Annotated in this window: 17 protein-coding genes; 8 read left to right on the top strand and 9 right to left on the bottom strand. The window is 36.7% G+C overall.

Features of this window, described 5'->3' with window-relative positions; all coding sequences use genetic code 11:
• The coding region (locus NCE97_RS04325; protein WP_353777663.1) for a T9SS type A sorting domain-containing protein at positions 1-4,127 on the top strand (4,127 nt) is incomplete at its 5' end.
• 168 nt (positions 4,128-4,295) lie between these two features.
• Complete coding sequence (locus NCE97_RS04320; RefSeq protein ID WP_353777662.1) at positions 4,296-5,366, top strand: DUF3667 domain-containing protein; 1,071 nt, start codon at positions 4,296-4,298, stop codon at positions 5,364-5,366.
• On the opposite strand, the gene NCE97_RS04315 is transcribed toward NCE97_RS04320, so the two are convergent.
• Positions 5,353-6,597: a mechanosensitive ion channel family protein gene (locus tag NCE97_RS04315; protein WP_353777661.1), complete on the bottom strand. Its 1,245-nt coding sequence runs from the start codon at positions 6,595-6,597 to the stop codon at positions 5,353-5,355. The genes NCE97_RS04320 and NCE97_RS04315 overlap by 14 nt on opposite strands.
• Positions 6,598-6,600: 3 nt before the next feature.
• A complete protein-coding gene (locus tag NCE97_RS04310) occupies positions 6,601-6,885 on the bottom strand; it encodes a DUF3817 domain-containing protein (protein ID WP_353777660.1) in 285 nt (94 codons plus the stop codon).
• A gap of 128 nt (positions 6,886-7,013) precedes the next feature.
• Here NCE97_RS04310 and NCE97_RS04305 point away from each other — a divergent pair, with 128 nt between their 5' ends.
• Together NCE97_RS04305 and NCE97_RS04300 are read left to right on the top strand one after the other, a co-directional pair.
• Positions 7,014-9,485 (top strand): zinc-dependent metalloprotease, encoded by a 2,472-nt coding sequence (locus NCE97_RS04305; RefSeq protein WP_353777659.1) that lies wholly within the window; start codon positions 7,014-7,016, stop codon positions 9,483-9,485.
• A gap of 6 nt (positions 9,486-9,491) precedes the next feature.
• The gene (locus NCE97_RS04300) at positions 9,492-10,721 is read left to right on the top strand and encodes a class I SAM-dependent rRNA methyltransferase (protein ID WP_353777658.1); all 1,230 of its coding nucleotides are present in this window, start codon (positions 9,492-9,494) and stop codon (positions 10,719-10,721) included.
• 54 nt (positions 10,722-10,775) lie between these two features.
• Here NCE97_RS04300 and NCE97_RS04295 read toward each other — a convergent pair whose 3' ends face one another.
• The 3 genes from NCE97_RS04295 to NCE97_RS04285 all read right to left on the bottom strand — a co-directional run bounded on the left by NCE97_RS04295 (position 10,776) and on the right by NCE97_RS04285 (position 13,147).
• Positions 10,776-11,633: an OmpA/MotB family protein gene (locus tag NCE97_RS04295; protein WP_353777657.1), complete on the bottom strand. Its 858-nt coding sequence runs from the start codon at positions 11,631-11,633 to the stop codon at positions 10,776-10,778.
• A gap of 84 nt (positions 11,634-11,717) precedes the next feature.
• Positions 11,718-12,704, bottom strand: coding sequence for a glycosyltransferase (locus NCE97_RS04290; RefSeq protein WP_353777656.1), 987 nt, complete (start codon positions 12,702-12,704; stop codon positions 11,718-11,720).
• A complete protein-coding gene (locus NCE97_RS04285) occupies positions 12,701-13,147 on the bottom strand; it encodes a type I restriction enzyme HsdR N-terminal domain-containing protein (protein WP_353777655.1) in 447 nt (148 codons plus the stop codon). The genes NCE97_RS04290 and NCE97_RS04285 overlap by 4 nt, the downstream gene beginning before the upstream one ends.
• 88 nt (positions 13,148-13,235) lie before the next feature.
• Between NCE97_RS04285 and holA the strand changes: the two genes are divergently transcribed.
• Positions 13,236-14,240, top strand: coding sequence for a DNA polymerase III subunit delta (gene holA, locus NCE97_RS04280; RefSeq protein ID WP_353777654.1), 1,005 nt, complete (start codon positions 13,236-13,238; stop codon positions 14,238-14,240).
• On the opposite strand, the gene NCE97_RS04275 is transcribed toward holA, so the two are convergent.
• The 4 genes from NCE97_RS04275 to NCE97_RS04260 form a co-directional block, all read right to left on the bottom strand.
• The gene (locus NCE97_RS04275) at positions 14,233-15,330 is read right to left on the bottom strand and encodes a heparan-alpha-glucosaminide N-acetyltransferase domain-containing protein (protein WP_353777653.1); all 1,098 of its coding nucleotides are present in this window, start codon (positions 15,328-15,330) and stop codon (positions 14,233-14,235) included. The genes holA and NCE97_RS04275 overlap by 8 nt on opposite strands.
• A 476-nt stretch (positions 15,331-15,806) precedes the next feature.
• The gene (locus NCE97_RS04270) at positions 15,807-16,490 is read right to left on the bottom strand and encodes a DUF805 domain-containing protein (RefSeq protein ID WP_353777652.1); all 684 of its coding nucleotides are present in this window, start codon (positions 16,488-16,490) and stop codon (positions 15,807-15,809) included.
• A 262-nt stretch (positions 16,491-16,752) separates the two neighbouring features.
• On the bottom strand, positions 16,753-17,913 hold the full coding sequence (locus tag NCE97_RS04265; RefSeq protein WP_353777651.1) for an SIR2 family protein: 1,161 nt from the start codon (positions 17,911-17,913) through the stop codon (positions 16,753-16,755).
• Positions 17,914-18,027: 114 nt separating this feature from the next.
• Positions 18,028-19,326 carry a T9SS type A sorting domain-containing protein gene (locus tag NCE97_RS04260; RefSeq protein ID WP_353777649.1) on the bottom strand — a complete coding sequence of 433 codons (1,299 nt, stop codon included), beginning with the start codon at positions 19,324-19,326 and terminating at the stop codon, positions 18,028-18,030.
• A 138-nt stretch (positions 19,327-19,464) separates the two neighbouring features.
• On the opposite strand from NCE97_RS04260, the gene NCE97_RS04255 reads away from it, so the two are divergent.
• The 3 genes from NCE97_RS04255 to NCE97_RS04245 are packed head-to-tail and all read left to right on the top strand — an operon-like array spanning position 19,465 to position 22,865.
• A complete protein-coding gene (locus tag NCE97_RS04255; RefSeq protein WP_353777648.1) occupies positions 19,465-20,844 on the top strand; it encodes an alanine/glycine:cation symporter family protein in 1,380 nt (459 codons plus the stop codon).
• Positions 20,837-21,094, top strand: a complete 258-nt coding sequence (locus NCE97_RS04250) for a DUF4212 domain-containing protein (RefSeq protein WP_353777647.1) — start codon at positions 20,837-20,839, stop codon at positions 21,092-21,094. Before NCE97_RS04255 ends, NCE97_RS04250 begins: the two co-directional genes overlap by 8 nt.
• 16 nt (positions 21,095-21,110) lie before the next feature.
• Entirely contained in the window at positions 21,111-22,865 is a 1,755-nt protein-coding gene (locus NCE97_RS04245) for a sodium:solute symporter family protein (protein WP_353778262.1), read from the top strand.
• Positions 22,866-22,874: the final 9 nt, after the last annotated feature.

Below are 22,874 nucleotides of genomic sequence, written 5' to 3'. Positions count from 1 at the left end.
AAATCATCAGAACTTGGACAGCTACAGATAACTGTGATAACAAAACAACAAGATCTCAGACAATAACTGTTGTAGATACTACAGCTCCTGAGATTACTGTTCCTGCAGACGAGACTGTAGATTGTAGCAATGTTCCAGAGCCAGGAGAGGCTAAAGGAACAGATAACTGTGACGATGAAGTAGAAATTACTTACGACGGCGAGGAAGTTGTTCCAGGTGACTGTCCAGGTAACTACACAATCATTAGAACTTGGACTGCTACAGATAACTGTGATAATTCAACTTCAGATTCTCAAACAATTACGGTAACAGATACTACTGCTCCTGAATTAACAGGGCAAATCCCAATGGGAGAGTCTAATATCAACGATTGTAAGCCAGAATTCAATGAAGAGACAGGATACTATGAGTATTTAGGTCCAGACTTAGCAGAAATAGCATTATTATTTACTGACGACTGTAGTAATGTAGAAATCAGCTATACTGAAAAAGTATTAGGTGATGATTGCTACTGGTCTGTTATGTACAGCTATTTTGCATCTGACGATTGTGGTAATGCAAATGATACTCCAATCAAGATATTCTATAACGGAGGTGACAAGGATGCACCAACATTCAAGGATGATGCAGATCTATCTATCTTAGATGATCAAAGTGGATTCCAATGTAAGTCTGAGGCTCCTGAAGCACCAAAAGATGAGGATGTCTTAGCGCTTTACGAAGACGATTGTGGTGATGTATATATCCATGCTTACGATCCAGTAATGACAGGAAACGGAGACTGCAACTGGTCTATTACTTACTCTTGGCAAGTAAAAGACGATTGCGATAACTACGCAGACGTTGTAAGTGTTACATATAGTGGAGACGATACTACGCCTCCTCAATTAGTAGGTCAGTTACCACCATGGTACGAAAACGGATTAGATGGTTGTATTGACGATGCACCTTTAGGACCTTCTGACGAAGAGATCTTAGACGCATACGAAGATAACTGTGCTGATGACGAAGACTTAACTATCCATAGAGTACGCAAAGAAGCTGGAACTGATTGCCAGTGGATTGTAACTTGGGAGATTACTGTAGAAGATCAGTGTGGAAACATCTCTGATATGATTAAGTTCAACTACCAAGGTAACGATAACGAAGAGCCTAAATTAGAAGATGACTGCGGTGAGCAACCAATGTACCTATATACTTCAGATGGTGCTGATTGCCCAGAAGTAGCAGGATTTGATGTTCAGCCAGGTGACTACTTAGATACAGAGAACTTATTCACTGTAGCTGGTATAGATCTTGGAGAAATCGACGGACTATTCATCCCAGAATGTTTCGAAGATAACTGTACTGCTAAAGAAGATCTTAAATACTTAGTGACCTTTGCTGGTCAAGTAAGTGGAGATTCTTGTGGAACATACTTAGAACTTCGTTTCAAAGCTGAGGATTTATGTGAGAACTTATCTCTTGAAGAGTTTACATGTCAATTCTTCGTAGTTGACAATGTAGCTCCAGAGGTATCTATCAATAATATGCCAGATGGCTTCGAATGTGGAGATACTATAGATCTTGGTCAGTTAAAAGATACTGAGTTAGATTCTAATGGTCTTCCAGGTAACTTAGCTGATAAGGCTACTTACACTGACGATTGCCAGGATGGTGGTAATATCGGACAATGGTCTGATAGTGAAGTGATGAATTTAACATTCGTTGCTCCAGAATACATCATCTTTAGCTGCATAATCGACAACCAAAATGTAGCAGACCTTCCGTTTGTTACTAATGGACCAGATCAGAATGGATATCCAGCATACGATTATATTGGTGCTAATCCTTTCAATAGATCATTGTCTTATAATGTAGATGAAGGCAGATGGGAAGTTTACTCATCTAATGAATTAAGATGGTATCAAGTAACTGATGGTGGAGCATCTTGTAACCCACAAGATTGGACATTGTTTGATACAGGATGTCAATTAATTGAGATCTCTTGTGATAATGAGGTTGAGTATTCTTCAGGATACAAATTGACTAGAACATTCTCTGCAGACGATGGATGTGGTAATGTAGGTGAGTGTAGTGTAATGTACACATGGACTGTATGTGCTAACAAGCCAGCAGCTCTAGATTGTCCAGAAGGTGAAGACTTCGGTCTTGTAGATGTAGCGCCAACTAATTTCGCAGAATCTGTGCCTTACTCAGATGCTTGTGATGGTGAAGGTGAGACTACTAACTATACTGATGAATTATCATCTGAAGTAGGACAATTACCTCCATCTTTAATTGATGGTTGTGTGGGACCATTCTCTTTCCAAGGATTCGATTCTTTCGGAGATGGATGGAACGGAACCGTAATTAATGTATTAGTTAATAATGTAGTAGTTATTGCCGACTATACTATTGCAGATGGGTTTGATGGAGCACTTGTAGCGCTTCCAGCTAGTCCAGGTGATGTTATCACTACTGAAATAGTTGTAGATGGTTCATTCGACAGTGAAGTAAGTTATAATGTAACTGACGGATCTGACAATGTATTGGCTACAGGAGGTAACCCAGATACGCTTGACTTTGCACTTTGTACAGAGCCAGGAGAATGGGCACTATTACATACTTTAGAAAGAACGTTTACACATACAGATTCTAATGGCAATGATTCGTCTTGTACTGTTACCTATACTTGGGCAACTGAGGCACCTGGTACTACATGTGACGATGCTATAGCTGTAGAGTGTGGCGGTGTATACGAAGGAAATACTAATGCAGGACAACCAAATGATTTACCATTCTGTGATACTGGCTTAAGTACAGCTCCAGGTATATGGCACGTATTAGCAGGTACTGGAGAAGTACTTGAAGTTACTGCCGATACCAACGGATCAGATTTCGATACTAAGCTAGGTGTATTCACTGGAGTATGTGGTCAGTTAGTGTGTGTTGGAGGAAATGATGATATCAACTTCCCAGACAATCCACAATCATTAGTGTCATTCCAATCTGAGATAGGTGTAGACTATTACATCTATGTAACTGGATTCTCATCTAATGCAGGAAGCTATACATTATCTGTAAACTGTGACTTAGCTTGTTTAGCAGATGCAGGTACAATTACTGCAGATGAAGATGAAGCGGAATTAGTAGATGGAGAGGCATTTATTTCTGCAACTCCAGATGGAAATGCTAACGTACCAGCAGGATTTGAGACACTATACGTACTGACTTCTGGTGCAGGATTAGATATTATAGGAGCAGATGTAGTACCAGCGTTTACTGTTACTGCTGAAGGACTATACACAATCCACACATTAGTATACGATCCATTAACACTAGATCCAGGAACATTACCATTAGATGGTTCATTATCTGGAGGAGATGTATTAGACTTAATTGAGAGCCAAGGTTTATGTGCATCTTTAGATGCAGCCGGAGCACCAGTTGAGGTAATAGATCCAGCTAATCAGCCAAACATACCAGGATTATCTAATTCTATTACGTGTGCAGATGGTTCTGTAGTGTATGAGTACTGTTATGGTAACTCTGATTCTTCTACTTGGACATTCACGTCTGATAGTGGAGCACCATTGACATTGACGTTCATTAGTGGTCTTATTGAAGAAGGATTTGATATAGTATCTATCTATGATGGTACGGACGATTCAGGAACGCTATTATATGAAAGCTCTGGTGCTTTCACGTTCACTTCGTTTGACTTGACTGGAGCGACAGCTACATCAACTGGAGATTCATTACACGTAGTAGTATCTTCTGATACTTCTGTGTCATGTGCTAGTAGTGGTACTTATTCGGCTGGATGGAACTTCAGCGTAAGCTGTGAAGCTCTTCCTCCAACAACTGCTAGAGTTGCTGCTGAAGAGATCGAGTTTAAAGCGTTCCCAGTACCATTCAAGGATAATGTAACAATCTCTTACATGTTCGAGTATGATACTGACGTAAGAATTGAGTTCTACGATGCTAGAGGATTACTAGTGAGAAGTGCTACTAACAAGAATTACGTTAAGGGATCTGACGATAGTACATATTTCGATATGACTAGATTCCCAAGTCAGATGTACTATGTGAAGTTAACTACAAATAGAGGATCACTTACCAAGAAAATTATTGCTGGTAAGTAAGAACCATCTATTCTAGATAACCTTTTAAATTAGTAAAAAGGCAGCTATTACAAGTTAATAGCTGCCTTTTTCAATTAAGGAGCATAATAAGATTTGTAACATTTCACCTTAAAACTCTTCTAACTATAAAGACTATTTCTTAATTTTAATCAAAACCAACCATCAGCAATGTCACAAGAGCACGTTACATGTACCAACTGTGAACAAGAGTATCAGAAGGGCTTTAAGTTTTGCCCGCATTGTGGACAAAAGTCCGATGACGAATTAACTCTTGGCGTACTGTTCTATAATACCATAAGCAACTATTTTTCTTTCGATGCACGCTTTATCAAAGGATTCATTCCGTTAATGTTCAGGCCTGGATTTTTGCCAAAAAAGTTTGTGGAAGGTAAGCGCTTATTATATCTGCATCCAGGGCAGATGTATCTCTTTGTGGCATTTATATTCTTTTTTGTGTTTTCGTTTTCAATTCGAAAGCAAACACAAAGCATAAATAAATCATTACAGGATCAAAAACTTACCATTAATGGAGGCAATGTTACTATAGATAAAGAACCAGTAGATTCTGTAAAGCTAGAACAAGCCTTAAAACCATTCAAAGACAATGCAGATTTACTGGGCTTAAAAGAAGAAGATGTAAAAGCTATGGATTCTATTGTAAAATCTGAAGCCTCTAAACCCAAGAATGCAAACATGTCTTTTGATTTTGATGAGAAGAAAGTAGATTCATTATTAGAAGCCGGTGCTAGCAACAAAGAGATCTATGCAGCAATGGGAATGGATGATGATGCAGGCTTTTTTACTCGAAAGTTTTATGGTCAAATGCTAAAATTCTATAAGGATAAAGGGCTTGGTTCAATTTTTCAAACATTTTATGATAGCTTGCCAATTGCTTTATTCTTCTTGTTGCCAATTTTTGCATTGATACTAAAACTACTGTACTACAAGAGAGGACGTTATTCTCACCATTTGGTATTTAGTCTATATTTCTTTTCCTATTTATTTACGGCGTTTATGCTATTGTACCTCATAAATATGATCGTTAATATTCCAAATTGGATAGATTTTCTGATAGTTTTATCCACATTTTTCTATCTCTGGATAGCCGTAAAGCGCTTTTATCGAAGTGGATGGATATTGAGTTTTATTAAAAGTGGTATTGCAACCTTCATCTTCTTGATAATGGTTGCACCAATGGCAGCGGGAATAGTATTATTATTCTCTTTTATGTTCTACTAACTTCAGTAATGTTAGAATACTCAAAGATTTCAAGATCAAAATAGGGTACAGCTGCTATCACATGATCAAATATATCTGCCATGATATATTCATAGTTTTGCCAACGTTTATCTGCACTAAACGCATAGATTTCAATAGGAACACCAGTTGCAGTAGGCGCTAACTGTCTGGTCATAATCATCATGTTTTCGTTTATGGCAGAATGTTGTTCTATATACGTTTCAACATATTTTCTGAAAACACCGAGATTGGTAAGATTACGACCATTTAGCAATAACGTTTTGTCAATATTATGAGACTCGTTATGTGCAATAATATCATCAGAACGTTTTTGAATATAGTCTGAAATGATTTCAATCTGTTTTAAGCCATTAATATGTTCAGCTGAAAGATACTTTACAGAACTCATCTTCACGCTTAGAGATCGCTTGATACGTCTGCCATCAGAATTCATCATGCCCCGCCAATTCTTGAACGAATCAGAGATTAAGGCATAGGTAGGAATCGTTGTAATGGTTTTATCAAAGTTTTGAACCTTAACTGTGGCTAAATTGATTTCAATAACATCGCCATCAGCACCATACTTTTCGAATGTAATCCAGTCGCCAATACGAACCATGTCGTTTATCGATACTTGAATACTAGCCACAAATCCTAAAATCGTATCCCTGAATATCAGAATGATCACTGCAGATGCAGCTCCAAGCGACGTTACAAATGTGATAAACTCTACCTCAAAGATTATGGCAAATGACGAAATGATACCTATAAACCAAGCAATAATCATGAAAACCTGTATATAGCTATCAATAGGTTTGTCCTTGAAGTTTGGTAAGGTTTTGAAGTAATCCTTAATAGCATTGAGAATACTACGTACAATCCATAACGTGAATACTATACCTAATACCTGTAGAATCTTTTCTACGATGCCATCGATGTATGGATAATCCTCTAAAACAGCAGGCATAAACTCAATCATCATCAGTAGAGGTATTATTCTAGCAACATTTAACGGCACCTTGTTATTTACAAGAATGTCATCAAAGCTTGTCTTAGAACGGGCTGCAATTCTGTGTGATATGCTAATAATGATTCTTCTGATTATATAACCAATGATGAGTACTACGATTAGTAAAGCAATCAAAAGGGCTAGCATATTCAAAAATTTCGCAGTAGAATCAGACATTCCGAGCGAAATGAGATGATCATATAACCAATGCTTAATATTCATGGATTAATTTGTTTTGAGATATTTTCTTTCAATATAAAATGTACCAAAAGGGATGATGGATGCCAACAAGACATATTTAAAAACCTTATCACTCCAGTTCAATTTTTTGTACAGTATGAAAGCTAATGCAATGTAACCGATAAATAATAAACCGTGAGGCATACCCAAAAGCTTTACATACTTTGGTTCATCCATAAAATATTTGATAGGTGTTGCTAAAAACAATAAAAGGATATAAGATGTCCCTTCAAGAAACGCAACAATTCTGAATAGATTGAGTAACGACATTTACTAACTTTTTTGCAAAAGTACGAGCCAAAACTCATTTCTTAAAATTTCGTTTAAATTTTAAGCTTTCAAAAGGTCTTATAAGTAGAATAGTTATCTTTAGACTTTACTAATAACCAATATTCCCAATGAATAGATTAATATTATTGTTAGCTCTTGTATTCGTTACAGGGAGCTTTTCTAATGCCCAATCCAAAAGAAAGAAGAAGTCCAAGAAAGAGAATACTGAAGCTGTTCAGCAACAGCCTAAAAAGAAGAAGAGTAAATTCAAAAAGTATAGCGAAGTTATCACAAGTGAAGCTATCTCTGACGAAGGTGTCTTTGATGTTCATAAAGTAGGCGATAAGTATTACTTCGAAGTACCAAATGACATGTTATCCAAAGACATGCTGCTGGTAACAAGATTATCAAAACTGCCTGCAAATCTAGGTGGAGGCTATGTGAATGCTGGGACTAAAACCAATACGCGATTGGTTAATTGGGAGCGCTATCAAGATAGAGTATTAATCAAGGAAAAGTCTTATGCAGCTGTGGCAGATGATAGTTTGCCAATCAATGTGTCTGTGCGTTCTAACAATTATGAACCAACATTATATGCATTTAAAATTGAAGCGTTTTCACCAGATTCATCTGCAGTAGTTATTGATGTTAGTAAGTTTTACAATAGTGATGTGAAGGCGATAAGCGGAATGCCATCGTGGATGCGTAGGCAATATAAAGTTAGAAATCTAGACAATAGTAGAAGCTTTATTAATTCCATGAAGAGTTTCCCAGAGAACATAGAAGTGATTCAAGATTTTACATTCAATGCTACTGAACCTCCAGTAAACCGTAGTGCTGAGACGATTAGTATTCAGGTAAATCAATCCATGATTTTATTACCAGAAGAACCAATGCAGCCTAGAATCTTTGATCCACGTGTTGGGTGGTTTACGATTAGTCAAGTCGATTATGGCAGTGAAGAGTTAAAATCTGACCAAAAGACATACATTAGACGTTGGCGATTAGAGCCAAAAGACCCAGCAGCCTATGCTAGAGGAGAATTGGTTGAACCAATAAAACCAATAGTATACTATCTAGATCCTGCTACTCCAGAACATTTACGTTCCTATATCAAGGAAGGCGTAGAACTTTGGCAGCGTGCCTTTGAAAAAGCTGGTTTTAAGAATGCTATTTTGGCAAAAGATCCACCGAGTAAAGAAGAAGACCCAGATTTTAGTCCAGAAGATATTCGGTATTCTGTAATACGATATGTAGCCAGTACAACTAGGAATGCTACAGGACCGAGTGTATCAGATCCGAGATCTGGTGAGATTATAGAAAGTGATATTATTTGGTACCACAATCATTTACGTTCTTACAGAAATCGTTATATGCTAGAAACAGGAGCAGCTAATCCTTCTGCGAGAACGTTAAATACACCGCCAGAAGAAATTGGCGAAATGATGAAAATGGTAATCGCGCACGAAGTTGGCCATACGTTGGGCTTGCCACATAACATGAGTGCTAGCTGTGCTTACAATGTGGAGAACTACCGAAATGGGGCTTTTACGCAAGAGTTTGGTATTGCATCGACCATTATGGATTATGCACGATATAACTATATAGCACAGCCTGGAGACCAAAACATTCGCTTCATAAGACAACTGGGACCATACGATGACTATGCTATCAATTGGGGCTATAGGTATTTACCAGGTGTAAAATCACCTGAAGATGAAGTAAAGACACTGGATAAGTGGATCACTGAGAAAGGAGACGATCCTAAGTATAAATTCGGAAATCAGGGCAGTCGTTTCGACCCTACAGCTCAGACAGAAGATATAGGTAACAATAGTATGAAAGCCAGTGACTATGGATTGAAAAACCTTAAGTATGTTGCTGAAAACTTACCAAGCTGGACCAGTGATAAAACCAATAACTATGACGACTTAGAAGAACTTTATGGTGAATTACTTGGTGTTTGGAGACGATACACAGGTCATGTTGTAACGCATATTGGAGGTGTTTATGAAGATACTAAAACCCCAGGACAAACAGGAAATGTATATACTCACGTTCCAAAATCGCAACAGCAACAAGCGATGCAATGGTTGCATAGCAATGCTTTCAATTCGCCGACATGGTTAGTGAATAAAGCCATTTTACGAAATATAGATTATGCTGGTTATACAGAGCGTTTCAGACGTTTGCAAGCAGGACACCTCAATAATCTCTTGAATTTTGAACGCATTGGTCGATTACTGGATGGCGAAGCCATGAGTGGCGATAATTATACAGCTTTACAAATGTTGAGAGAGTTGCGTCAAGGACTTTGGAAAGAAGCGAATACTGTTACAAACGTAACCATCTACAGGAGAAATTTACAGCGTGCTTATATTGATCGTATGGAATACTTAATGACTCAAAAGCTTGATCCACAGCGTTCTCGTCAGTATTTCAATGTAAATCAATCTGATATTAGAGCCTTAGTTAGAGGAGAACTTAATGTACTAAAGCGTAAACTATCTTCTGCTGCAAACGCAGGTGTGAACACAATTACGAAGTATCATTACAGAGATTGTGTGGAAAGAATCAATCAGATATTGGATCCTAAATAAATTCTATTGAAAGAGATTAAAGCCATATGCCAATTGGATTATGAACCAAAACGATTGGCATTAAAGCTTTCTAACAGTGGCGAAAAGCATGTATTGAGTGGACATCCTTGGTTGTTTTCGGATCGTATTGAGAAGATAAATAAAGAAGGAAATCCAGGTGACATTGCAATAGTTTTTAGCAAGAAAACAAATCAAGTCATTGGAGTTGGACTTTTTGATCCCAGTTCACCAATTCGGGTGAAGCTATTACATCATCAAAGTGGTACTGCCATAGATTCAAACTTTTTTAAGGAAAAAATCGAAGCAGCTTACGCTAAACGATTACCATTGCTTGAAACTAAAACCAATAGTTACAGACTTATTTATGGTGAAGGTGATGGCTTTCCGGGGCTTATAGCCGATGTATATGATAGTGTTTTGGTAATAAAACTCTATTCTGAAATTTGGCTTCCTTATTTTGAAACAATAGCAAGTTTATTAATTGATACATCTCAATGTGAAACAGCAGTGCTTCGTTTCAGTAGAAACATACTGAACTCAAAACAGGTTAGTGTTGAAGATGGTACTGTCATTTATGGAGCATTAAAGGACGATGTAGTATTATTTGAAGAGCATGGCATTGCATTTTCGGCTAATGTGATTAAAGGGCATAAGACAGGTTATTTTTTGGACCATAGAGAGAATAGGAGACGTGTTGGATTACTAAGCAAAGACAGAACAGTTTTAGATGTCTTTTCTTATGCCGGAGGGTTTTCTGTGCATGCCTTAGCCAATGGCGCTACAGAAGTTACGAGTTTAGATATCAGTGCTCAAGCCCTTGAAGTTGCAAAGTCTAATGCAAAGCTCAATACGCATTCTGGAATTCATAAAACCATAGTCGGAGATGCTTTTCAAGCTTTGAATAACTTGATTAAAAAAAGAAAAACTTTCGACGTCGTAGTTATCGATCCACCTAGCTTTGCCAAACAACAATCTGAAGTAGCTTTAGCAAAGAAAAAGTATGCACAGTTGGCCGAACTAGGAGCGAAGCTGGTTGCTAAGAATGGAACCTTGGTTTTGGCGTCTTGTTCTTCAAGAGTTACAGCGAGATCATTTTTTGATATTAATCTTCAAACCTTAAGAAAACAAGGAAGACCTTTTGAAGTTTTAGATACAACATATCACGATATAGACCATCCCGTAACGTTCCAAGAAGGTGCTTATCTAAAGTGTGGTTACTACCAATTCAGTCATTAAAAAAGCCCAATCCAGAACAGATTGAGCCTTTTTGCTGTGATTATTTGAGTTTGCTTATTCGCCTTCCGCAGATAAATCTTTCATTTCAGTTTCTATCATATTGTAGAACTGGTCTATCTTAGGAATGACGTATATTTTGGTTCTTCTGTTAGTCGCTTTATTGGCAGCATTATCATTTGGGACTAAAGGTAAGTAACTACTTCTTCCGGCAGCGATTAATCGCGATGGTGCTACACCTTGCTCTTCAAGTGCTCTTACAATAGCAGTTGCTCTTTTCACACTCAAATCCCAGTTGTCTAATAACACACCTTTTTTGTATGGAACATCGTCGGTATGACCTTCAACCATAGCTTCAAAATCTGGCTTACCATTGATTACAGTGGCTACTTTTCCTAAAACCTCTTTCGCTCTAGGTGTAATATTATAGCTTCCTGTTTTGAATAATAATTTATCTGATAAAGAAATAAACACGACACTCTTTTCAACATTGATCTCAATGTCATCATCATTTAGTCCAACTTCTTTCTTCAAACTAGTTACTAAAGCTAAAGTGACACTATCTTTCTTGTTAAGCGCATCTTGCAAACGTGTGATTTTTAGATCTTTTTCTTTCAAGCTTTCCAAAGATCTTTCAAGATTTTCAGCACCTTTAGCCGTGAGCATAGTCATCTCCTTAGTGCTTTCAATTAAATCTTTATTGGTTTCTTTTAGATTTGCTAACTGATCTTTCAACGTTTCAACCCTGGCTAAAGCAGCAGACTTGTCAGCTAAACAAGAGTTAAGTTTTACAGTAGCAGAATTCAACAAATCTTGAGTTTCCTTTTGCTTAGCTTCTAGCGCAGCAAATTCCTTCTTCGATACACAAGAACTCAAAATGAGCAATGTGCTTAATCCATAAATAATTTTCTTCATAGTTCAATATTTGATATGACCACACCAAAAATAGATAAAATACGAAGGGATGCTTTATGATTAACAAAACTTTTACTAACCGAGTTATAAACGATTAAATTCTGTCTTTCCTTTTAGAAAATATTGAACTACAATAGACTTTACATTGTAGTAATCGGGTTGTTGTTGAATTGCTTTGCGTTGCTTCAAAAGCCTTGATAATGCAACATAATAACCAAAGTGTGCTCGTAGTATAGCTATAATATTAGCAAACTGAAACTTAGTTAAGAAGTGAATACCAGCAATGCCATCTAAGACCAATCTGGTAAATATTAACCCTGGCAAGAAACCTGAAGCATTCTTGGTCAACGTGAATAAGCTATTCCTGAAGTTGAGGTAGGTTTTCTTTGGATTGTTGGTAGGTAATGTAGCACCTCCAACATGATAGACTTTGGATTCTGAAATATATTTTGAAGTCAATCCGATATTGAAGGCACGCCAGCACAAATCGATTTCCTCCATATGTGCAAAGAACGATTCATCAAAACCAGCTAAGCTTTCAAACACATCCTTTCTTATAAAAAAGCATGCTCCAGAAGCCCAAAAGATTTCGGCATTGTTATACTGATTCTTATCCTCTTCAATAGTATTAAAAATGCGACCTCTGCAAAAAGGATATCCATATTTATCAATAAAACCTCCCGCCGCACCTGCATATTCAAATTTTGTTTTGCTGACAAAATCTAAGATTTTTGGCTGAACGATTGCAAGGTTCGAATCTGTTTCAAATGCTGTAATAATAGGTGTCAGCCAGCCTTCTGTTACCTCTACATCACTATTCAAAAGGCATAAAATATCTTCATTGACATCTTTTAAAGCATCATTATAGCCTTTGGCATAACCACCATTTACAGTATTTTGGATGATAGATACTTCAGGATAGTTAGCTTTTACAAAAGCTACAGAATCATCTGTTGAAGCATTATCAGCCACATAGATGTTTGCTTCAGCGGAATATGCTACAACAGAGGGCAAAAACTGCTCGAGCAATGCCTTGCCATTCCAATTTAATATGACGACTGCGATTTTCATTTTTGATAACTAGGAAGCTCTCTCAAGAAGTTATAACGCTCTTGTTCAAAATCCATGTCGCAATAATAATGATTAATTCCATTAGTCACCATAAGCAAATTGGCTTTTAAGGCAAGATTATAACGCGCAATTTGGTCAAAGGTAGATTGATCTATAGTGATGTTTGGCGCTTTACATTCTACAATAAGATGAATACTTCCGTCTGTATTGAACACTACAATATCGTAGCGTTTAGTAACACCATTGAGTTTTATTTGCTTTTCAACATTAATCAATGACTTAGGGTAATCTTTCTCGTTTAGTAGAAATTGAATGCAATGTTGGCGAACCCATTCTTCTGGTTGAAGCACCACAAATTTTTTACGAATAGGATCAAAAATTAACGTTTTATTTTCGCTATTTTTGAGCCGAATAGAACATTCTGGAAAGTTTAACTTTTGCACTAAACAAAGTTAAATTCCATTAATTAAAATCCAAATTCCTAGCTTTCATTTTTTGGTATTTGGTCATTGTAGTTTGATATTTTAGAATTTGGACGAGGTTAAGCATATCGTAGCAGACATTAAGGCAAAAAATTTCAAGCCCATTTATTTTTTAATGGGAGAGGAGCCTTATTATATAGATAAAATCTCTGAGTTTATTGAAAACAATGTACTTTCTGATGAAGAGAAAGGCTTCAATCAAATGGTGCTTTATGGTCGTGATGTGTCTGTTGATGATATTGTGGCTAATGCCAAGCGTTTTCCAATGATGGCTGAACACCAAGTCGTTATTGTGAAAGAAGCTCAAGACTTATCTCGTACGATTGAGAAGTTATCTGCTTATGCCGAACAGCCACAACCATCTACCATTCTTGTAGTCAATTACAAATACAAGAAGATTGATAAGCGAAAAGCACTGTATAAGACCATACAGAAATCTGGTTTGGTGTTTGAAAGCAAGAAACTTTACGAAAACCAGGTTGCAGATTGGATTCGACGTGTACTTGCTGGAAAGAAGTATAGCATTTCACCCAAGGCTGCACAGATGCTTGTAGAGTTTTTGGGAACTGATCTCAGTAAGATCAATAATGAACTTGAAAAACTTCAAATTGTTTTACCAGAAGGCACTCAGATTTCGCCAGAGCATATTGAAGAAAACATTGGAATCAGTAAAGACTTCAATAATTTTGAATTACGTAAAGCCATTGGTGAGCGTAACGAAGTGAAAGCGCATCAGATTGTAAAGTATTTTGCGGACAATCCTAAGGATAACCCAATGGTAGTAACGGTGTCGCTATTGTTTAACTTCTTTTCGCAATTACTGCATTATCACGGTCTTCACGATAAGTCTGCTCGCAATGTAGCCTCAGCGTTGAGAGTGAACCCTTATTTTGTGAATGAGTATGTAACAGCTGCTCGTAACTTTCCGATGAAGAAAGTGAGTGGAATTGTGGCTGTGCTTAGAGATTTTGATGTAAAGAGTAAAGGGGTAGGTGCTAATGCTGTACCTCAAGGTGATTTACTTAAGGAACTTTTGGTTAGAATCTTTAATTAGTTGAAGGTTTCATTCGTTTTACTAAACCTTTCAGTTTTCCATAAATAAATGTATTCGTCTTCACACGGTATAGCGCAATTAGTGTTACGACAATCAAAAACGCTAAAGCACCAAAAATGGCTTCCCAAGGTGTCAGTGTTTTGCCAATGATTTGCGACAATCCATATCCTGTAAAACTTCCGTAAATGATTATAAAATGAATCACATATATGGATAAGGTTTTTTGTCCAATTTTAGATACTAGAGACTGCTTCAAAAAGCGTTCGCAAGCATAGAATAACGCAAATAATAACAATACATTTCCTAAGCGTGTAAAGAGATAATTATAGTAGGCGACATCTTCAAATAGCTGAATATCTGTAAGGTAGTATAATTTATTTGCGAAATAAGCAGAACACTCTACCAGCACAAAACCAGATATGGCAAATGTTGCAATCATAGCTATTTTGAAACGTGAACGATGCAAGTGCCTATAGAACGATACAGCTATAGCAGCACCAAATGCCATGTATCCAAACCAAGGCAGAAAGGTGAATATGGAACCATTGGCTTTGGTCATATAATTGGCGATAAACTGAGGCATATCCTCTAACCATAAGTCACGATACAATGGTTCGGTAAAGAACACGATGAAGCCTAGAATTAAGCATACAATACCAAATAGGAGACATTTTCTAAAACAGAGCTGATATAAGAAGACCAGAGCAATTAATGATAAACCTATGATTTGGAGTACATCGATGACCAGTACATAGGTTGTAAATTTTAGAGCAAACCAATCAAAGATTGGGATTCGCAGAGCATAACCAATTCCAATAAGCATGAGACCTCTGGAGAGCCCTTTTTTCATGCGCTTTTTGTCTTCGTTCTTATCTCTCGCTCTAAGTAAAAGATAGGTGAATATTAACCCGGAAATAGTAAAAAAAGTTGGTGCTGTAATCCCTCTAAAATAAGACCATATAGAAAACACCATGTTGTTTGGATCTCTATAGACTGGGTCTAATAATGCATCTATAAAGTGACCTTGTAGCATCATAAGGATAGCAAAGGCGCGCAATGCATCTATAAAATAGAGTCGGGTTATCTTCACTTAGCGTTGGTTGAAACACAAAGGTAAGATTTAGAAATTAAAGGAGTAATTAGATGTTTTGCTGTGACCTATAATTTCATTGTAGTTAGCATTCTTTATCTTTTGTAGGAACTGTATCGAATTAAACTCCACAGAATAAATAGTCCAAGTAAACCCATCGTGGCGTAGCCATAAAAAACACCAATTAGAAGTATGAGGCTAAGCACTAAAATTATCATTTTCAAACCATTATTCATTTTCTTTCTGGACTTTGATCTCCTATAGTGGATGGATTGATTTAAGAAAATTTCATCCGATTTTTTTAAATAGTGTTGTATCTCGGAATCATCGAAACCTTTCTCTTTCATTTTCTTTTTAATCTCATCAGAGGAAAGTCCCTTTTCTCTTAGCGATATACTATAATCTAGCTTATCCATTTCAGGTATAACTATGGTAAGATATTTTTAATTGAGTATTTAATCGAAATCTATTCTATCCTACATAAAGAAAAACCGTTCAACAGTTTCGTACAATCCATATAGTAGGTAAATACCGGCAAGTACAAACAATACAGTTCGCTTCGATTTATCCTTAACAGCGAAAGCGAGTGCCAAAGGAATCACTGCCCAGATTAGCCCCATAAATCCGTTTAGTATCTTAAAGGTTGTTGTTGAATAAAAATCGTCTACAAATCTAGGTACGAAGACCCAAAAAGTTCTACTAAGAAACATCCAGATTACCGCTATAAGAATAAGCATATCGCCTGTAGATGAAGATTCGCCTGTATTAGATCCAGACTCTATATAACCCACTGCATCAGGATCTTTAGGGTCTGGTCCATACGCATTACTTCCAGAATCCCCTTCGGTAGCCATAAGGACCAATAGCCAAATCCCTCCAATTAATGGAATAAATGCAATTAATATCATCCAACCGCTTTTTCCGGTGTCATGAAGCCTTCTAACACCTACTGCTAATCCAGGAATTAAAACCGCCAATGCATATAGTCCATACAAAGGACCATATCCAACACCTTCAATGGCAATACCGAAAAGATTGTCTAGAAGTACAGCGGCAAAGGCAAACATCATATTGAACAATACAAACATCCAATATTCTTTTCGTCTTGCTCTGCCATTAAAGTCTGCGTATTGTCTGAGAACTTTTAAATACCAATTCATAATTATAGTTTTAGGTTGATTAGTGTTGAAATTATATCATGTTTGATAATATGCTTCGTGAATTTAGAATTAAATGCCTTGATTTAAAAGTATTAGCTGTTTTAATTATAATCGGTTATTAACAAAAGGGGAGGGTTTTGGAATTAGTGAGGATTTTGTGAATTGCGTTTAACGGTTTTTTATATGACAAGTAGCCGTTTGTTTTGTTGTTATTTTATAGATAGTGTTTTTAGTTATTTGTTAGATACGTTGTCGGCTACTGTTACATATCTAAATATTTGATTATCTCTTCAACTGTTATATCACTTGTAAGTTTGCCATTTCCATAATGCACAATATTATCGTCGCGATAAAATGCCTTACTTCCCTTGCTAGGCTTTACAACAATTATCTTATTCTTTTTGTAGTCGAAGTGCTCAAAGATTTTATTGTTTATCTCTTTGTCAGCTAACCCATATCCTAGAATTAGCAATAAAGACGATCGTTCGAGTCTCTCCTCAAAATGGGTAAATATATCAACATAATAGTCGTGACTTTTATACTTTTCAATCTTCGTATCGTTTCCTGTTAGGAAATCTGATTCATAAAGAGTCCATATGTTTTCAGTAGTAACTTTTTGGTCTTCAGTTTTCTTTTCACGATATAAATTTATGTGATTTAGTTTCTTTGGAATTTTCACCATATCAAATGGTTGGCTATAATTTACCTTGTAGTTGTCAACACTACCATGAAGTTTGAAGATATTTACAGTTCCATCATATTTGTTGGTATAATATTTAATCCGATATTGCAATTCACCTTGTTTAATGTAATACGGCGTAAACTCATATTGAAAACCGTCCGTGAAAGCATGATTGAGACTAGTTCGTAGTAAACTTTCTAATAACAAATCATGATTTAATGTGAAAATGCTAACTTTATAATCGTTTTGTGATAAATGATCAATGAGATTTAGAAAACTAGAATATTTATTGACTATACCATTTTGAAAAATGTCCGAGTCAAAATAAAGTAAAGAATCCACTAATTGGTCAATTGTTCTGATGACAATTGAAATCGAATTCAATTTGTCAATTGGATAATGAGGCTTTTCGCTCTTAAATTCATCGTAAATTTCTTGAAGCTCCTTACTAGTTTCGTGGTTTTTATATAAACCCATCGCATAATCGTATAAACTTTCGTAGTCGAAATCATCAAATAATGCGTTATACTTCTCAATGAAAAATTCTACAAATTTACGTTCATAAACGTTTTGCCAGCTTGAATTAGGATGATTTTCACCTGTAAAATATGCTATACTGACTGACGATATCATAAAATCTGAAAACTTTAATGATCTCAGTTTATCGTTGATTAATTTCCTATCTGGAATTAAGGCATCCTTAGAAAAACCTGCCCCCAGTAAAATTGAGAATTCTTTCATAAGTAATTGTTGCCAACTTCTGTTTAGCGAAGGTATAATTTTATAGAATAAAATCTATATGTTTGGAGTTGTGGTTGTAAAAAATAATCAACAAAAAATAGCAGCTATAATAGCTTACTTCACAACAACTTTCTTCACCAATACCTGATTCTTATCATCCTTTAAATGAATGTAGTATAATCCACTTGGAAAGTTGCGTACAGATATACTATGCGTGTTTTGATAAGCATTTAAGGTATTGTATAAGACTTGTTGACCAAGCGAATTATAAACTATGATACTTTGCATGTTTTGCTGCTCAGAAAATTCAATATATAATTCATCTGAAGTAGGGTTTGGATATATCTTCACAGCATCATTGAGAGCAACATCATTAACACCTAGAGAATCCTGAAGGTTTCCAGTTTCCATAGTCCCTAGGCCATTAGTCGCTTCCCAGAAGTTATGTGTATGCGAAGCATCGTCTGATCCTATTCTTCCAAACTTTTCAGAATGGTCGTCGAGTAAGTTCCATTGAGCATCCGTAAGAGGTGTGTTAGTCAATACCATAACCAATAGTTTAAAATCCTTCTGAGAGTCCTGATACGATGGAATTCTTGGACCTAAGAGACTAGCCAATGAAGTGGACGTATAAGTCGTTCTACCTTGTGCAACAAAATCAAATGTAGATGTATTTACAGTCAAGGACGTAATGTCTGTGAATACATCAAAGTCAGTTACATCTGTAATAGGAATCATTCCCATTAAATACAGTTCAAATTCAGTATAGGGGATAGAATTACCACCATTGGCATTCGGTCCAAAAGAATCCACGGTATAAGAGTTACTTCCATTCTCAACAAGAGAATTTTGGTCAAAACCTCCGAGTTGTCCTCTATTGCTACCACCTGTAAATCCCCAATGTGGTTGAAATGGAAAAGAATCTAGGTTGTCTCCAGAAGTTGATACAGTTTCGGTATATATGGCCGAATTTCCCCAATTATGCATGACTTCATGCAGTGATGGGCCAGATCGTAGATAGGTTCTTTTAGTAAGATGCATAACAGCTTTTAGCTTTCCGTCAGAACCATAATTTGACGCATTGTTATAAATGTTTTTCCCAATACCTTGTACAGCATTCGATACTTGAATTAACTGCCCAAAAGGGAGGTTGTCTGGGCGCTCATCTTCATTCAGAATTAAAAATATAAAGTCAAAATCATCATCAAACATCTGATAGATATCTTGAAAAAGCGCGTGCCTTATCCCAGCATTATTGAATTGATCGTTAACAATCCAATTATTGTACTCATCAGCCTCCATTAATAAGGAAGCTACTCTGTTGTTTTGGTGAATTTCAATCGTATGTGTTTGCGCATTAATCGGAGCTACTAAAAACACACATACAGCGAGTGTAAGTAATACATTTTTCATAAGTAGGTTATTTTGATTTGTGGGCAAGGGGTAATCAAATTTAGGTATTTTTTTTTATTTAGGTCTAAAGCATATCTCTAGATACATACTTTTTCCTACTTTTATAAACCTGTAAAACCAACTCACTGCCACTACTTCATGGATAAGCTAGACCAACTACTTTCAGACTTTTCGTCATTGGCTTGGGGATTACCTCTATTAGTCTTATTGATAGGTGGAGGATTGTATTTGCTGGTTTTATCTCGTTTCTTACCATTTCGCTATTTTGCTCATGCTATTCAGGTATTGCGTGGTAAATATGACGATCCTAATGACCCTGGAGAGATAAGTCATTTCAAAGCCTTAACTACAGCATTATCGTCTACCATTGGTATGGGAAATATTGCTGGTGTTGCGCTAGCCATTTCAGTTGGAGGACCAGGAGCTATGTTTTGGATGTGGATTAGCGCTATAGTTGGGATGTCAACAAAGTTTTTTACATCGACTCTGGCAATTATGTATCGTGGAAAAGATACTAATGGAGAATTGCAAGGTGGACCAATGTATTTTATACGTGAAGGTTTAGGTAAGAACTGGAAGTTTCTAGCGATACTGTTTTCAATATTTGGTATGCTTGGAGCACTTCCAGTAGTTAATGTTAATCAGCTAAAACAAGCAATTAATGATATCATTTTAATTCCTAATGGAGTAGAAGTAAGCCTTACAACAAATCTCATAATAGCAGGTGTTTTAGTCATATTTACGACTATTGTTATTCTTGGAGGCTTAAAACGAATAAGTGACATAGCCTCTAAAATGGTACCATCTATGGTAATCTTATATTTTGTTTTAGTTTTAATAATCCTTGGTGTCAATTATACTGAAGTACCTAAATATTTAGCCCTAATCTTCACCGATGCTTTTGAAGCAAATTATATTAAAGGCGATGCCGTATTCGGAGGAATGTTAGGTGCACTGGTGCTATTGGGAGTAAAGCGAGGTGCGTTTTCCAATGAAGCTGGTATAGGAACTGCACCTATGGCTCATGGAGCAGCAAAAACAGATGAACCTGTTCGCGAAGGCTTGGTAGCTATGTTGGGTCCAGTGATTGATACTTTAATAGTGTGCACACTAACAGCTCTTGCAATATTGGTCACAGGCGTTTGGGAAACTACTTCAGATAATGGAGTGAGCTTAACGGCTTCAGCATTTAAAGATGCTATGCCAGGAATGGGACATTATTTACTAATGATTTGTGTCTTTATATTTAGTATATCGTCATTGTTTTCATATGCATACTATGGTACTAAGTGCATGTCATTTCTAATTGGAGCCGAGCGAAAACACTATTACAATTACTTGTATATTGCGAGTATAGTTCTGGCTGCTACTACTTCATTTGATGCCATGATTGATTTCATAGATGGAGTTTTTGCACTAATGGCAATTCCAACTATGGTTGCTACAGTCATTCTGGCGCCAAGAGTAGTCAAAGAGCTTAAGCAGTATTTTGAACGTTTAAAAACTAACCATGAATAAAACAGACAAGGCAAAACAATATTGGAAAGCTAATATTAAGTATGTTTTAATACTATTAGCTATATGGTTTTTGGTGTCGTATGGCGCTGGAATTCTATTTAAAAATGAATTGAATACCATCAAGATTGGTGGATTCAAACTCGGATTCTGGTTCGCGCAGCAAGGCTCTATGTATGTCTTCGTGATACTCATCTTTGTGTATGTAAGACTCATGAATAAACTCGATAAAAAATATGGCTACGATGAATAGTTTAATGATAGAAGCCATATCCGTTCAGAATTGGACCTATATTTTAGTAGGGCTAACCTTTGCATTATACATTGGTATCGCGATATGGTCTAGGGCAAGCTCAACTAAAGAATTTTACGTAGCAGGAACTGGAGTTTCGCCATTAGCAAACGGCATGGCAACAGCAGCCGATTGGATGAGTGCTGCCAGCTTTATTTCCATGGCTGGGATTATCTCATTCGCAGGATACGACGGTGCTGTATACCTTATGGGTTGGACAGGAGGCTATGTGCTTTTAGCATTACTATTAGCACCTTACTTAAGGAAATTTGGAAAGTTCACAGTGCCAGATTTTATAGGTGATCGCTATTATTCACAAACGGCTCGCATTGTTGCTGTAGTTTGTGCTTTATTGGTATCTTTTACGTATGTCGCAGGACAGATGCGTGGTGTTGGTATTGTGTTCTCAAGGTTTTTGGAAGTAGACATTAACACAGGCGTTATTATAGGAATGCTTATCGTATTGTTCTATGCTGTTTTAGGTGGTATGAAAGGGATTACCTATACACAAGTAGCACAATACTGCGTACTGATATTTGCCTTTATGGTGCCTGCTATTTTTATTTCCATTCAAATGACTGGCAATCCAATTCCGCAATTAGGTTTTGGAAGTGAACTTGGTGACGGATCAGGAACCTATCTATTGGATAAACTAGATGGATTGAGTAAAGAATTAGGTTTTGCTGAATATACTGAAGGTTCTAAATCCATGATTGATGTCTTTGCAATTACTTTAGCCTTAATGGTTGGTACAGCAGGATTGCCGCATGTTATTGTTAGATTCTTTACTGTGAAACGCGTTAGAGATGCTCGAAAGTCAGCTGGCATAGCATTGTTATTGATTGTAATTCTATATTCAACAGCACCAGCAGTGGCTGTATTTGCCAGAACAAACCTAATTGAAACTGTATCAGATAAGCCTTATGCAGAAGTTCCACAATGGTTCAAAAAGTGGGAAACCACAGAATTGGTTGTGTTTACTGATAAAAATGCAGATGGGAATATTCAATACTTAGCTGGTGATGCATTTATTAAAGGAGAAAATGGAAAATTCGATTTTAGTAAACCAAATCCCGATAGTAAGAATGAATTATATGTTGACAGAGATATCATGGTACTGGCAAATCCAGAAATCGCTAGGTTGCCAAATTGGGTCATAGCTCTTGTAGCTGCAGGAGGTTTAGCTGCAGCGTTATCTACAGCAGCAGGATTATTACTGGTAATCTCTTCGGCAGTATCTCACGATTTAATCAAGAAAGTATACAAGCCAAATATTTCTGAAAAAGGAGAATTGATCGCAGCGCGTCTTTCTGCAGTAGGCGCAGTTTGTGTAGCGGGTTACTTTGGTATCAACCCTCCAGGCTTTGTCGCAGCCGTCGTAGCATTAGCGTTTGGGCTCGCTGCTGCATCGTTTTTTCCAGCAATAATCCTTGGAATTTTTTATAAGCGGATGAACAAAGAAGGCGCAGTTGCAGGAATGATTGTTGGGATTGTTGCGATGCTACTATATATGATAAAATACAAACTAGGTTGGTTTGACGAAACATTGCCTGATAAGAGTGAATGGTGGTTTGGTATTTCGCCTGAAGGGTTTGGAACTGTGGCAATGATTCTTAATTTTATAGTCGCAATATTAGTAATGAAGTTTACTAAAGCCCCACCAAAAGACGTACAGGATATTGTTGATAATATCAGAATACCTTCAGGAGCGGGAGAAGCCAGTCATCATTAAAAAGAATTG

The sequence above is a fragment of the Winogradskyella sp. 3972H.M.0a.05 genome (assembly GCF_040493455.1).
In the GTDB taxonomy this organism is placed as follows: Bacteria; Bacteroidota; Bacteroidia; order Flavobacteriales; family Flavobacteriaceae; genus Microcosmobacter.
This window is presented reverse-complemented; position numbering and strand designations above follow the sequence as displayed.

Coding starts and splice junctions, on each gene's coding strand:
- NCE97_RS04290 (WP_353777656.1), bottom strand. CDS start 12,704: ATGAAAATCGCAGTCGTCATATTAAATTGGAATGGCAAGGCATTGCTC.
- NCE97_RS04250 (WP_353777647.1), top strand. CDS start 20,837: ATGAATAAAACAGACAAGGCAAAACAATATTGGAAAGCTAATATTAAG.
- NCE97_RS04320 (WP_353777662.1), top strand. CDS start 4,296: ATGTCACAAGAGCACGTTACATGTACCAACTGTGAACAAGAGTATCAG.
- NCE97_RS04305 (WP_353777659.1), top strand. CDS start 7,014: ATGAATAGATTAATATTATTGTTAGCTCTTGTATTCGTTACAGGGAGC.
- NCE97_RS04310 (WP_353777660.1), bottom strand. CDS start 6,885: ATGTCGTTACTCAATCTATTCAGAATTGTTGCGTTTCTTGAAGGGACA.
- NCE97_RS04315 (WP_353777661.1), bottom strand. CDS start 6,597: ATGAATATTAAGCATTGGTTATATGATCATCTCATTTCGCTCGGAATG.
- NCE97_RS04260 (WP_353777649.1), bottom strand. CDS start 19,326: ATGAAAAATGTATTACTTACACTCGCTGTATGTGTGTTTTTAGTAGCT.
- NCE97_RS04255 (WP_353777648.1), top strand. CDS start 19,465: ATGGATAAGCTAGACCAACTACTTTCAGACTTTTCGTCATTGGCTTGG.
- NCE97_RS04270 (WP_353777652.1), bottom strand. CDS start 16,490: ATGAATTGGTATTTAAAAGTTCTCAGACAATACGCAGACTTTAATGGC.
- NCE97_RS04295 (WP_353777657.1), bottom strand. CDS start 11,633: ATGAAGAAAATTATTTATGGATTAAGCACATTGCTCATTTTGAGTTCT.
- NCE97_RS04265 (WP_353777651.1), bottom strand. CDS start 17,913: ATGAAAGAATTCTCAATTTTACTGGGGGCAGGTTTTTCTAAGGATGCC.